The following is a 12,845-nucleotide window of genomic DNA, read 5'->3' on the forward strand; positions in this document are numbered from 1 at the left end:
GTCATGGGCCCGTATGATAGACGAGAAGAATCTGACGCATTCCGCATCGTGCGGGGTGCTTTCTCTTGTGATGTAAGGAGTTTCCATGAGTACGCGCGTAAACCATTACCAGGCCGCTCCGGCGCTGGTCAACACCCTGATGAACGCCAGCGCGGCGCTGAAAAAAAGCAGCCTGCCGCCTGCGCTCAAACATCTGATTGATCTTCGCGCCTCGCAACTTAACGGCTGCGCATTTTGTGTCGATATGCACGTGAAAGAGGCGAAGATGGCGGGCGAGCGCGAACTGCGTCTGTATCATCTGCCGGTGTGGCGCGAATCGCCGCTGTTTAGCGCGAAGGAAAAAGCGGCGCTGGCCTTAACGGAAGCGATGACACACATTGGCGAGGAGGGCATTAACGATGCGCTCTACCACGAGGTACGCGCGCATTTCTCCGAAACGGAGATCGCGGAGATCGCTTTTGCCATTGCCATTATCAATAGCTGGAACCGTCTGCAACTGATGTCGCAAATGGCGCCTGGCAGCCAGGACGCGGCGTTTGGTCTGGAGCGCGCCGGGCTCGAATAACCCTTTTTTGTCGTCTGAAAAGCCCGCACTGGCGGGCTTTTTTTATGGGCGCTGGTAGCGGGCATCGGGGAGGGTTAATCGGAAGGGCTTAATTTTTAATCACATAGCAGACCACACGTCTCAGACCGCGTCTCGCCTGAAACTTAAGTAAAACCGCTTAAAAAATCTACTGGATATTTAACCAGGTCACTGTATACTATTTCTACAAAGCACCAGGTGTTGTTGTAATTGAGTCAGTGAATGAGTGGTGAAACCTATGATGATTCCGCTGGAAAATCTTAATGCTCAGGATCAATCGGTCACAATGAGCAGCCGTGAAATCGCGACGTTGACAGGTATTGCCCACAGTGAAGTGAAGCGCATGATTAAAAGCCTGGAAACGGCGCAGCGTCTGTCCCAGCCCATCGGCATTAATCTGTACGAGCGGGAAGGGGAGATGCGTCAGGAGTTTCTGTTGAATAAACGCGACTCGTTGCTCACGGTGGCGCGCATTTCGCCTGCGTTTACCGCCGAAATGCTCGATCGCTGGCAGGAGCGCGAGCGTAACGCCAGCCTGCCGGACTTTACCAACCCGGCCGCCGCCGCGCGCGCCTGGGCCGAGCAGTATGAAAAGCGTCAGCGGGCGGAGCAGCAGCTGGCTCTCTTCGCCCCTAAAGCCGAGTTTTTCGACCGTTTCGTGCAGGTCGAAGAGTCGCTTGGCTTTCGCCAGCTGTGCAAAATGCTGAAGGTGAAGGAGCCGGAATTCCGCCAGTTCCTGCTGGAGCGCAATATCATGCAGCGCGCCAACGGGACGCTGGTGCCGCAGCATCACCACCTGCAGGCAGGTTACTTTACGCTGCGCTCAGGCGTGGGCGAAAACCTGCATACGTTCGCCCAGCCGCGCTTTACGGCGCGCGGCGTGAAATGGGTGGCGAGCCTCTGGGCCGCGCACCTCGCCGCACAGACCAACGGCGCCGCGGCCTGACGGCCCGGCGCACTGTGAACGCCCGGCGGCGTTTCCTTACGCTTTCCGCCTGTGGTTATCCGCAGGCGCAGACGGCATAAGCGCGACGCGCCGGGACAGTTTTCTCCCGCGTTGTTTTTCCCCACTGAACCGTTCTGCAAACCATCATGTCTGATGCGCGTTACACTGGCGCGGTAAAAATTCTCGCGCCCAGCGCGCGCGCCTGTTCCAGGGCGACGTCCGGCGTGCTGAGATCCGGCAGAAACAGCGTCTCGTTCGTCACAACCGGCGCGCCGCAGTAATCAAAAATCCCGTGGACAATTTGCGCATCCCAGGCCTGGTGATAACCGTGTTTATCGTAGGTTTTGCGATCTGCGCCGCCGATGCTCACCAGGTGCACCGGTAAATGCCCCAGTTTTTTGACTACCTTCCCTTCAGGACTCTCTTCATACGCCCAGCCGTTCGCAAACACGCGATCGATCCAGCCTTTCAGCAGGCCCGGCATTGACCACCAGTACACCGGAAAGACCAGCACCAGCGCGTCGGCGTTATCGATGCGCGCCTGCTCGCGGGCGACGTCCGACGGCAGCGGCGCGGTTTTCATAAACGCCGCGTAGTCGCTCTCATTGAAGACCGGATTGAAGCCCTCGCGGGTGAGATCGGCGATGTCGGCGCTGTTGCGGCTGTGGGTACTCGTAATACCTTCGGCCAGCGCGTGCGCTACGCGGTGGGTCAGGGATGACGCTAACGGATGGGAAACGACGATTAATGCGTGCATATTCACTCCTCCTGCGTTGCCATCAGGCGATGACAGACGTAATCTGATATACCAAAGGTAACCTACCATTAGTAAGTTACTTTTAGTAGGTAACGCTGTCAAGGAGAATACGTATGACCGAAAACCGCGCGCGCCAGCGGCTGAGCCGCGAGGCGCGTCACACCCAGTTGACCGAAGTGGCCTGGCAGATTATTTGTGAAGAAGGCACCGAGGCGCTGACGCTCGGCAGACTGGCGGAACGGGCGGGCGTCACTAAACCGGTGGTCTACGATCATTTCACCAGCCGCTCCGGCCTGCTGGCGACGCTTTATCACGAGTATGAAGTGCGCCAGAACCGCAAAATGGACGAGGCTATCGCGCGCACCCCACCCGAACTGACGCCGCTGGCTGCGGTGATCGCCGATGCCTATATCGAATGCGCGCTGTTGCAGGGGCGCGAAATGCCGAACGTGATGGCGGCGCTCACCGGCACGCCGGAGCTTGAAAAGCTGCGCCAGGATTACGCGGTCGATTTCATCGCAAAATGCCGCGCGCTGTTTGCGCCGCTACGGGCGGATAACGCGCTGCGCGACGCCGCGCTGTGGGCGATGTTCGGCGCCGCCGAAGGGCTCTCCTGGGCCGTGACGATTGGCGCGATTGATGCCGACCAGGCGAAAGCGGAATTGCGTGACGCGATTGTCGGGATGGTGGAGAGGAAATAAGCCGCAAGTGATGGAAATAGCGCCCTGTCACTGCAGGACATTTTCACTCGCCAGTCGTCTGGCTCGTTGTGCCATCCGTAGCACAAAACGGGCTATGCTGGATATAAACACAGCGTTAGGATAGCGTCATGTCATGACGTATTTTTAACCGTAACTGGCCCCGCATGTTGCTTATCAAAACGCTTTCATTGAGTTTTCTTTGTATCACCCTGCTGTCGCTTGCCGCGAGCGTCGGGCGGGCGTTATATCACCACGATCCGCAGGCGCAGCGAGGATGGTGGGCTGCCCGCAGCGATTCCGCCGGACTGGCCCCCGATCCCCGGAAAAACGCCGGGCTGGCGGTGGTACAGGTTTACGCCGCCCCGACCTGGGGCTGGAAAGGCGTGGTCGCGGTGCATCCGTGGATAATCTATAAGCGCGCCGGGGAAACGCACTATAACCGCTATGAAGTGATTAGCTGGGGCGCGGGTAAGAAAGTGAGACGCAACCAGAACGCGCCGGACGGCTACTGGTACGGATCGAAACCCCGCCTGCTGGCCGATCATCGTGGGGCAAAAGCCGAAGCCATGATCCCGCAGATTGAAGCGGCTATCGCCTCCTGGCCGTGGCCAGAGACCTATCGCGTCTGGCCTGGCCCAAACAGTAATACGTTTATCGCTCATATTGGCCGGGAAGTCCCGGCGCTAAAGCTGGATATGCCCGCCAACGCTATCGGTAAGGATTTCCGCTCGCTGCGCCATGTTGTTGGCTTACCGCCGTCAGGACGCGGCGTTCAGGTTTCTGTCCTGGGCGTTGCAGGGATCACACTGGGCGTGGAAGAGGGGATTGAGGTCAACATCCTGGGGCTGAGTATGGGCGTGGATGTGTCGCCGCTTAAACTTCGACTGCCCTTTATTGGCGGGGTGGGAAGGGATAATTTGCAGAAGAACAGGGAAGGCGACGAATAAATAATAGACAAACCGTTCCATTACTTTTTTATCAGGCTTATCCGTCGCGTAAGCGATGGCTTGTCGCGAAATCGCCGATGAGGCTTTCGCCGCGCCCGTAAAAAAATGCGCCCGCAGGCGCATGGTATTCAGTGCAGGCAGCACTGTTTGTATTTTTTACCGCTGCCGCAAAAACAGGGATCGTTGCGCCCCGGTTTTTGCTCGGCAACGATCGGCTGCTGTGGCTCAGGCACCGCTTGCGGCTGCGCAATCCAGTAATCGTGGAGCGCCAGCGCGGCAGGGCGGATCGCGGCAAAACGCGCTTCCATCTCTTCCGGGGAAAGCGCCTCCAGCTGCGCGAAGTTCTCTTCCTTGCCGTGCAGGGCGATGGCGTCCAGCGCGGGCTGTAAATCTTCCGGCAGCGACGACCAGTCGCTTAGCCCCACGCCGCGCAGATAGCCAAAGCACCACTCTTCAACGACGGTGAAATCCTGGCCTTCGGTCTCGCGCACGCCAAACAGCGGATCGAACTGATCGGGAAACTCTGCGAGGCGATCGGCAATATCGTTCATATGCTGGAAGCACAGCTCCATAAAGCGGTTCATCTCACGCTCGTTGCTCCAGCGGGGAATGCGGTTTTGTCCGCCCCAGAGCGCCACCAGCCATTCGCTCGGCTCAATGGTTCTCGGGCCGGAAAGCACGGCGGTCAGCAGACCATCCAGCTCGGCGACATCCACAATCGAATCCTCGCTGCCATATTTTTCCAGCATCTCGTCAAGCCATTGCAGCTCTTTCTCGGTCAGCGGGCCTTCTTTCATACTGTTGCCTCCTGGGCACTTACGTTTACGACCGCGGCAGTGTACACGCTTATGACCTGATGTGAGCCATAAATCTGGCCGCAGCGGGTACACTGGCGGGAACGGCATCGATCTCATTACTTCAGAAACATCGATACAAAAAGAAAAATCCACGCCGGAGCGTGGATTTTAATAACGCTATCTCATGAGGGGCAATGCCGCCTCATAAGGTGAAAGAAAGGATTAGACGTTGAACAGGAAGTTCATGATGTCGCCGTCTTTCACGATGTACTCTTTACCTTCGGCGCGCATTTTGCCCGCTTCTTTCGCACCCTGTTCGCCTTTGTAGGTAATGAAATCGTCATAGGCGATGGTTTGCGCGCGGATAAAGCCTTTCTCGAAATCGGTATGGATCTTACCGGCCGCCTGCGGGGCAGTCGCGCCGACCGGGATGGTCCAGGCGCGCACTTCTTTCACGCCAGCGGTGAAGTAGGTTTGCAGGTTCAGCAGGGAGTAGCCCGCGCGAATGACTCGGTTCAGGCCCGGCTCTTCCAGACCCAGCTCCTTCATGAACTCGTCGCGATCTTCGTCGTCGAGCTCAGCGATATCGGATTCCACCGCGGCGCACACCGGCACCACGACAGAGCCTTCTTTCTCGGCGATTTCACGCACCTGATCCAGGAACGGGTTGTTCTCGAAACCGTCTTCGTTGACGTTCGCGATGTACATGGTCGGCTTAAGCGTCAGGAAGCTCAGGTATTTAATGAGCTCTTTCTCTTCTTTGCTCAGATCCAGCGCGCGCAGCATACCGGCGTTCTCAAGCTGCGGCAGGCATTTTTCCAGCACGGCCAGCTCAGCTTTGGCGTCTTTATCGCCGCCTTTCGCTTTCTTGGAGATACGGTGGATTGCGCGCTCGCAGGCGTCGAGATCGGAGAGCGCCAGCTCGGTATTGATGGTATCAATATCTTCTGCCGGGTTTACTTTGCCCGCGACGTGAATGATGTTGTCGTTTTCAAAGCAGCGCACCACGTGGCCGATGGCTTCGGTTTCACGAATGTTGGTCAGGAACTGGTTGCCCAGGCCTTCACCTTTGGACGCGCCTTTCACCAGACCGGCGATATCCACGAATTCCATCGTGGTCGGCAGAATACGCTGCGGCTTCACGATCTCGGCGATTTTATCCAGACGCGGATCGGGCATAGGCACGACGCCGGTGTTCGGCTCAATGGTACAGAACGGGAAGTTCGCCGCCTCAATACCTGCTTTGGTCAGCGCATTGAACAGAGTGGATTTACCGACGTTCGGCAAGCCGACGATACCGCATTTGAATCCCATGGTTTACATTACCTTAATTGCTTGTTTATCAGGGGGTTAAAATTAACCCGATGATGAGAAATGATGTTATTTGGCTATTATACACGTAACAGGCGCGCAACGGGGGAGAAATCGCCCTCGCGACGCGCCGCCGCGCGGTTTATTGCGCTTTAAAACTGTGCAGTCGATTGGTGGCTTTGGTTAAGCCATCCTGCAGCCAGATTTCGGTGCAGCGCGCCGCTTCGTCCACGGCATCGTCAATCAGCTTTTGCTCGCTGACCGGCGGTTTGCCGAGCACAAACCCGACAACTTTGTTTTTATCGCCCGGATGACCGATACCGAGGCGTAAACGGTGAAAATTGGGGTTATTACCCAGCTTGCTGATGATGTCTTTCAGGCCGTTATGCCCGCCATGACCGCCGCCTAACTTAAACTTCGCCACGCCCGGCGGGAGATCGAGTTCATCATGCGCGACCAGAATTTCATCCGGCGCGATGCGGTAAAACGTGGCCATCGCCGCCACGGCTTTGCCGCTCAGGTTCATAAAAGTGGTCGGCACCAGCAGACGCACATCGTTGCCGTTCACATTGATGCGCGAGGTATAGCCGAAAAATTTGGCTTCCTCTTTCAGCGGCGCGCGAAAGCGATCCGCCAGCAGATCCACATACCATGCGCCCGCGTTATGGCGGGTGGCGGCATATTCCGCGCCCGGATTCGCCAGCCCCACAATCAGTTTAATCGTCACGTTACTGTTCCTGAATACCTCTGTTTGCGGCGTAGTTTACTGTGGTGTCGCGCAGATCACAAAACCGCGTCGCTCCGCTTAATGAAAATCAATAATCACTGATATGAATCATTAGATTTTCATTCAATTCATTGGCTTATTTGTAAAGTTTCGTCCTCAGAATGTTCATAAATGTGATCCCCGGCGCAACCCTCATACATAAGCGTTGCCTATACTTTACACATAAATCGCAGGGATACTTTCCCGCCCACCATTCCGGAGGTAACTATGAAACGCAAAAACGCGTCGTTGCTCGGCAATTTTCTGATGGGCCTGGGGTTAGTGGTTATGGTTGTTGGCGTCGCTTACTCCGTTCTTAACCAGCTGCCGCAACTTAACCTGCCGCAGTTTTTCGCGCACGGCGCGATATTAAGTATTTTTGTTGGTGCCGTACTGTGGCTGGCTGGCGCTCGCGTGGGCGGTCATGAACAGGTGTGCGACCGCTACTGGTGGGTGCGCCACTATGACAAACGCTGTAAGCGCAATCATCACTCCAGTTAATGCTAAACGCTGTGAAAAAAGCTCCCGCCGGTCGGGAGCTTTTTTTATGGTACGCTCTTGACCCTTACGTTACGTCAGGGCTCACCGTGGGCTTCGCAAGGGAAGAGGAGAGGCTTATGTTGCTGCAGGTAGGTGAACTCGCGAAACGGGCCGGTCTGACGGTTCGCACGCTGCATCATTATGAAAGCCTCGGGCTGCTCATTCCTTCCGGCCGCACGGCCGCCGGCTACCGGCTCTATAACCGCGACGATATTCAACGCCTGCATCATATTCAGGCGCTGACGCGGATGGGGCTGAGCCTGGCGCAGGTGCGGGAGTGCCTGGAGAGCGGCAGCATGACGCTGCCGGAAGTCATCGACACGCAAATCACCCAACTTAACGCCCAGCTTACGCGTACCGCGATGCTGCGCGACCGGCTGGTGGCGCTACGTGAAGGGCTTCTGGCAGGCGATGAGCCGGATCTTCAGGAATGGCTTAAGACACTGGAGTTGATGACGATGTATGAGAAATGGTTTTCGCATGACGAGCTGAAACAATTGCCGTTTGCGCAGGAGAGCGCTGAGCGCGAGGCGCAGTGGGCCGCGCTTATCCGTGAGGCGAATGACGCGGTATTGAAAGGCATACCAGTCAGCGACCCGGCTGCGCAGGCGCTCGCTACACGCTGGATGGAAACGCTGGAGCGGGATACCGCGGGCAATCCGGCGTTTCTGACCCGCCTTAATGAAATGCATGCCGCCGAACCTGCCATGCGCGACAAAACCGGCATTACGCCCGCGATAATCGACTGGATAACCCGCGCATTTGCCGAAAGCAAACTGGCGATTTACCAGCGTTATTTAACGCCCGAGGAGTTCGCTTTTACCCGCGAGCACTATTTCGATCGCATGATGGAGTGGCCGCCGCTGGTGGCGAAGCTGCATGCCGCAGTGAAGACGAAGCTCTCGCCATCAAGCGAAGAGGCGCGCGGGATAGCGCTGCACTGGCTGACGCTGTTTTCCTCCTTTGCAGGCGATAACCCGCAGACGCAACAGAAGTTTCGGGAGGCGATGATGCGGGAGCCGCACCTTTCCAAAGGCACCTGGATGACGCCGGAAACGCTCGGCTGGCTGCAACAGGCGTTTGGCGCATTGATGCAGGCGCAGGGAACTGCGCCTGCACGTTGAGTTACGGCGCGGCTAACGCGGCGTCGCGATCGGGGAAGAAAGCAAGACGCCCAGGGATGGGCTGAACGCCTGCCCGCGCCAGCGTGCGCAGCGGCTGGAGTTCGAGATGGCAGATGCGCAGCTTGCAGCCTTCCGGCAGACGTTCAATAAAGCGTTGCAGGGCGTCGAGGCCGCCCGCATCCAGCACCGGCACCGCGTCCCACTGCATCACGATAACGCGTTTGCCTGCCGCCTGCGCCAGCAGCGGCGTAAAGACGCCTTCCGCGGCAGCGAAGAACAGCGGCCCGGTCACCCGCACGGCCAGCACATCGTCCGGTACGGCGACATTCAGCGGCGCGAGCCGCGTCATGCGCGCCACCCGGCGCATAAACAGCAGGGAAGCCAGCACCACCCCGACGCTAATGGCAATCACCATGTCAAACAGCACCGTCAGCGACATGCAGATAAGCATCACGACGATGTCATCCTTCGGCGCGCGGCGCAGCAGGCCAATCACCTTATGCGCCTCGCTCATATTCCACGCCACCATCAGCAGCAGGGCCGCCATCGCCGAGAGCGGCAGCCAGGAGAGCAGCGGGGCCAGCGCCAGTAACGCTAACAGCACCAGCAGCGCATGAAACACCGCGGCGACAGGCGATGTCGCGCCCGCGCGCACGTTGGCCGCCGAACGGGCAATGGCGGCGGTGGCGGTGATGCCGCCAAAGAAAGGCGCTACCAGATTCCCTAAGCCCTGGCCGATAAGCTCGCTGTTGGCGTTGTGGCGCGTGCCGGTCATGCCGTCCAGCACCACCGCGCAGAGCAGGGATTCGATAGCGCCCAGCACCGCCATGGAAAACGCGGCGGGCAGCAGCGCGCGCAGCGCATCAAGGCTCAGCGTGAACGAAGACCCGGGCAGATCCCAGGGGAGCACCAGTTGCGGCAACAGCGGGGGAATACCGCTGCCCTGGGTGCCGTCCGCCAGCAAATAGTGAAAACGCGATCCGATGGTCGCGACATTGCCGCCCAGCAGATGGACGATGCCCATCACCGCGCAGCCCGCCAGCAGCGCGGGTAAATGCCCCGGCAGACGAATGCCCAGACGCGGCCAGATAATCAGCATGCCCAGCGTAACGATACCGATCGCCGCATCGCCAGGATTCAGACCGGGCAGGGCCACCGCCAGCGCCGCTACTTTCGGCAGGTAATGCTCCGGCATATGGGCGATTTCCAGGCCGAAGAAATCTTTGATCTGCATGGTGGCGATGGTGATGCCGATCCCGGAGGTAAAACCCAGCGTAACCGGCAGCGGAATGTATTCGATCAATCGCCCGAAGCGCGCCAGGCCGAACAGCACCAGAAAGACGCCGGAGAGCAGCGTCGCCACCAGCAGCCCTGAAAGCCCGAACTGCTGAGCGACAGGGTACAGAATAACCACGAACGCGGCGGTCGGCCCCGAGACGCTGTAGCGCGAGCCGCCGCTCAGCGCAATGACAATGCCTGCAATCGCGGAGGTATAAAGCCCATACTGCGGCGGCACGCCGCTGCCGATAGCCAGCGCCATGGCAAGCGGGATGGCGATAATGCCGACAGTGATGCCGGCAATCAGGTCGCGGCTCAGCCGGGAAACGGTATATTTTTCACGCCAGCAGGCATCCACCAGCGCGCGGAAGGGAAGAATTTGCGAGAGATACTGTGTGTTCACGATACTTCATCCATGAGCTCACCATCATGTAAATAAATATAAGACGGTGAATACATAAATCATACAAATAAAACAAAAGAATAAAAAAACCCGCCGGGGCGGGTTTTTAAGCACAGTCCGATTAATGTTCGAACATGGCGGAGATAGATTCTTCGTTGCTGATACGACGAATCGCTTCGGCCAGCATACCGGAGAGGGTCAGCGTGCGAACGTTTGGCAGCGCTTTGATCTCGTCAGCCAGCGGAATGGTGTCGCAGACGACCACTTCATCAATCACGGAGTTGCGCAGGTTGTTCACCGCGTTGCCGGAGAAGATTGGGTGGGTGGCGTAAGCGAAAACGCGTTTCGCGCCGCGCTCTTTCAGCGCTTCAGCCGCTTTGCACAGCGTGCCGCCGGTATCGATCATGTCGTCAACCAGCACGCAGTCGCGGCCTGCGACGTCACCGATGATGTGCATCACCTGAGAGACGTTCGCGCGCGGACGGCGTTTGTCGATGATAGCCATGTCGGTATCGTTGAGCAGTTTAGCGATGGCGCGGGCGCGCACGACGCCGCCGATGTCCGGAGAAACCACAATCGGGTTATCCAGGTTCTGCTGCAGCATATCTTCCAGCAGAATCGGGCTACCGAAGACGTTATCTACCGGCACATCGAAGAAGCCCTGAATCTGTTCTGCGTGCAGGTCCACAGTGAGAACGCGGTCAACCCCTACGCTGGACAGGAAATCCGCCACCACTTTCGCGGTGATAGGCACACGCGCGGAACGCACGCGACGGTCCTGACGGGCATAACCAAAGTAAGGGATAACGGCGGTAATACGACCTGCGGAAGCGCGGCGCAGGGCGTCGACCATCACAACCAATTCCATCAGGTTGTCGTTGGTGGGGGCACAAGTGGACTGGATGATGAAAATATCACCACCGCGTACATTTTCATTAATTTGTACGCTGACTTCGCCGTCGCTAAAGCGACCGACAGCAGCGTCGCCAAGGGAAGTGTACAGGCGGTTGGCAATACGTTGTGCTAGTTCCGGGGTGGCGTTACCAGCAAAAAGCTTCATATCAGGCACGAGAAGAACCTCAGGCATGCGTCCAGTGGTGGATGGCGGCGCCGCAAAACGCGACAGGAAGCAGGTTCGCCATCCAGGCGGTGTATTTAAAGAGCATGGCGCAACGTCTGGAACAGGGGTGACGTTGTCACCAGGACTCAGTTTGCCCGGCGATGGCTTGCTGTAACGGGGAGTGGTTAACGCCTCGCGCAACAAAACCCTTCAACCATTCCGGGGCTTTCTTAAGCACCCGGCGGGCCTCGGATTCGGTGTCAAATTCAGCAAACACACAAGCTCCGGTGCCGGTCAGGCGCGACGGCGCGTATTCTAACAGCCAGGAAAGCGCGGCATCAACCTCACGAAAACGTTTTCTTGCGATATGCTCGCAATCGTTGTGAAATTCACATTTCAGCAACGTTTCCATTGACCGGACGGGCGTATCGCGCGTGAGCTCCGGATCGCCAAAAATCACCGGCGTCGGAATGCTCACGCCCGGGTGCGCTACCAGATACCATTTCTCGGCCGGGCTGGCGGGCGTCAGCAGTTCGCCCACCCCTTCGGCGAAGGCGGCGCGGCCGCGCGCAAACACCGGCACGTCAGCGCCGAGCTGCACGCCAAAGCGCGCCAGCTCATCTTCGCTAAAGCCGGTCTGCCAGAGATGGTTGAGCGCCACCAGAACCGTCGCGGCGTTGGATGAACCGCCGCCGAGCCCGCCGCCCATCGGTAAGCGCTTCTCCACGCCCAGATCGGCGCCAGCGCCCTCCGGCAGCCGCCCGGTCTTACGGGCGTTCTCCATGAGGAGCCTTGCTGCGCGCACGATGAGATTGTCGTCTTCCGCCACGCCGTCGACCGGCGTCACCAGCCGAAGCTGACCGTCCTGGCGCGGCGCGATCAGCACCGTGTCGCCGTAATCGAGAAACTGAAACAGCGTCTGCAAATTGTGATAGCCGTCGTCACGACGGCCAGTGATATACAAGAAAAGATTAAGCTTCGCCGGAGAAGGCCAACGGGTCATTATTTAACAATCCAGTTATCCATTTTGAGCTTGATGCGCTGGTCGCCTTCGCGCAGCTCCAGATTAGACGGCATGGCGGGCTGGGTTTTGGTGTCATAACCGCCATACACCACTTTCCAGGTTTTGCCGTTCTGGGTGTAGTTCACTTCGCGTAAGCGGTATTGATCGTCGAGCGCGTAGTCGGTCGCGTCGCCCGGCAGGCCGACAATCCACTGGCGCAGGCTGTTAAGCGGAATCGGCATGCCGGTCAGCTTGCCAATCATCTCTTCCGCGTCCGTTGCCTGGTAGTGCTTGCCCTTGTTATCCACCAGTTCCACCGTACCCGGCTTCGCGTTCAGCTCAAGCTCGGTGCTGCCGAGCGGATTGGTGAGCAGCAGGCGATAGCTTTCTTTGCCGGTCTGCTGCCAGAAGAAACGCGCGTAGACTTTCTGCTGATCGGAAAGATAGGCGAAGGCGCCGCGGGTCTGGAACTGAGCGAGGTTTTGCACCTGCTGTTGATGCTGCCGCCACTGGGGGGCGTCGGGGCTTTTGCCAGGACCTTGCGGGGCGTGGCTGACACAGGCGGTCAGCACCAGGCTCGCCAGCGGGGCGAGAGACCAAAAACGCACAGAAGAAATCGCCATAACAGG

Annotated in this window: 14 protein-coding genes; 6 read left to right on the forward strand and 8 right to left on the reverse strand. The window is 58.3% G+C overall.

The window, feature by feature from the left end:
* Nucleotides 1–85: 85 nt before the first annotated feature.
* Nucleotides 86–565: a carboxymuconolactone decarboxylase family protein gene (locus AACV31_RS03130; RefSeq protein WP_165154434.1), complete on the forward strand. Its 480-nt coding sequence runs from the start codon at nt 86–88 to the stop codon at nt 563–565.
* 256 nt (nt 566–821) lie between these two features.
* Complete coding sequence (locus tag AACV31_RS03135; protein ID WP_041923639.1) at nt 822–1,529, forward strand: phage antirepressor KilAC domain-containing protein; 708 nt, start codon at nt 822–824, stop codon at nt 1,527–1,529.
* Between the two features lie 160 nt (nt 1,530–1,689).
* Here AACV31_RS03135 and AACV31_RS03140 read toward each other — a convergent pair whose 3' ends face one another.
* Complete coding sequence (locus AACV31_RS03140) at nt 1,690–2,286, reverse strand: NAD(P)H-dependent oxidoreductase (protein ID WP_075198534.1); 597 nt, start codon at nt 2,284–2,286, stop codon at nt 1,690–1,692.
* A gap of 113 nt (nt 2,287–2,399) precedes the next feature.
* Between AACV31_RS03140 and AACV31_RS03145 the strand changes: the two genes are divergently transcribed.
* Both AACV31_RS03145 and AACV31_RS03150 read left to right on the forward strand, forming a co-directional pair.
* Complete coding sequence (locus AACV31_RS03145) at nt 2,400–2,987, forward strand: TetR/AcrR family transcriptional regulator (protein ID WP_165154432.1); 588 nt, start codon at nt 2,400–2,402, stop codon at nt 2,985–2,987.
* Between the two features lie 164 nt (nt 2,988–3,151).
* Complete coding sequence (locus AACV31_RS03150; protein ID WP_165154430.1) at nt 3,152–3,934, forward strand: DUF3750 domain-containing protein; 783 nt, start codon at nt 3,152–3,154, stop codon at nt 3,932–3,934.
* Nucleotides 3,935–4,062: 128 nt separating this feature from the next.
* Here AACV31_RS03150 and AACV31_RS03155 read toward each other — a convergent pair whose 3' ends face one another.
* The 3 genes from AACV31_RS03155 to pth form a co-directional block, all read right to left on the reverse strand.
* Nucleotides 4,063–4,731 (reverse strand): YecA/YgfB family protein, encoded by a 669-nt coding sequence (locus tag AACV31_RS03155; RefSeq protein WP_007762129.1) that lies wholly within the window; start codon nt 4,729–4,731, stop codon nt 4,063–4,065.
* A 222-nt stretch (nt 4,732–4,953) separates the two neighbouring features.
* A complete protein-coding gene (ychF, locus tag AACV31_RS03160; RefSeq protein ID WP_007762127.1) occupies nt 4,954–6,045 on the reverse strand; it encodes a redox-regulated ATPase YchF in 1,092 nt (363 codons plus the stop codon).
* A gap of 139 nt (nt 6,046–6,184) precedes the next feature.
* On the reverse strand, nt 6,185–6,769 hold the full coding sequence (pth, locus tag AACV31_RS03165) for an aminoacyl-tRNA hydrolase (protein WP_007762123.1): 585 nt from the start codon (nt 6,767–6,769) through the stop codon (nt 6,185–6,187).
* A 267-nt stretch (nt 6,770–7,036) separates the two neighbouring features.
* Here pth and ychH point away from each other — a divergent pair, with 267 nt between their 5' ends.
* On the forward strand, nt 7,037–7,309 hold the full coding sequence (gene ychH, locus AACV31_RS03170; RefSeq protein ID WP_007775715.1) for a stress-induced protein YchH: 273 nt from the start codon (nt 7,037–7,039) through the stop codon (nt 7,307–7,309).
* 116 nt (nt 7,310–7,425) lie between these two features.
* Nucleotides 7,426–8,472 carry a MerR family transcriptional regulator gene (locus AACV31_RS03175; protein WP_105580880.1) on the forward strand — a complete coding sequence of 349 codons (1,047 nt, stop codon included), beginning with the start codon at nt 7,426–7,428 and terminating at the stop codon, nt 8,470–8,472.
* 1 nt (nt 8,473) lies between these two features.
* On the opposite strand, the gene dauA is transcribed toward AACV31_RS03175, so the two are convergent.
* From dauA to lolB, 4 genes are all read right to left on the reverse strand, one after another.
* Nucleotides 8,474–10,153, reverse strand: coding sequence for a C4-dicarboxylic acid transporter DauA (gene dauA / locus AACV31_RS03180; protein ID WP_165154428.1), 1,680 nt, complete (start codon nt 10,151–10,153; stop codon nt 8,474–8,476).
* 121 nt (nt 10,154–10,274) lie between these two features.
* Entirely contained in the window at nt 10,275–11,222 is a 948-nt protein-coding gene (gene prs / locus AACV31_RS03185) for a ribose-phosphate diphosphokinase (protein WP_007762118.1), read from the reverse strand.
* A gap of 127 nt (nt 11,223–11,349) precedes the next feature.
* Nucleotides 11,350–12,219: a 4-(cytidine 5'-diphospho)-2-C-methyl-D-erythritol kinase gene (gene ispE, locus AACV31_RS03190; protein ID WP_161588903.1), complete on the reverse strand. Its 870-nt coding sequence runs from the start codon at nt 12,217–12,219 to the stop codon at nt 11,350–11,352.
* Nucleotides 12,216–12,839, reverse strand: coding sequence for a lipoprotein insertase outer membrane protein LolB (gene lolB / locus AACV31_RS03195; protein ID WP_165154426.1), 624 nt, complete (start codon nt 12,837–12,839; stop codon nt 12,216–12,218). Before lolB ends, ispE begins: the two co-directional genes overlap by 4 nt.
* Nucleotides 12,840–12,845: the final 6 nt, after the last annotated feature.

The organism is Cronobacter sp. EKM101R, assembly GCF_963888145.1.
GTDB lineage: Bacteria > Pseudomonadota > Gammaproteobacteria > Enterobacterales > Enterobacteriaceae > Cronobacter > Cronobacter turicensis.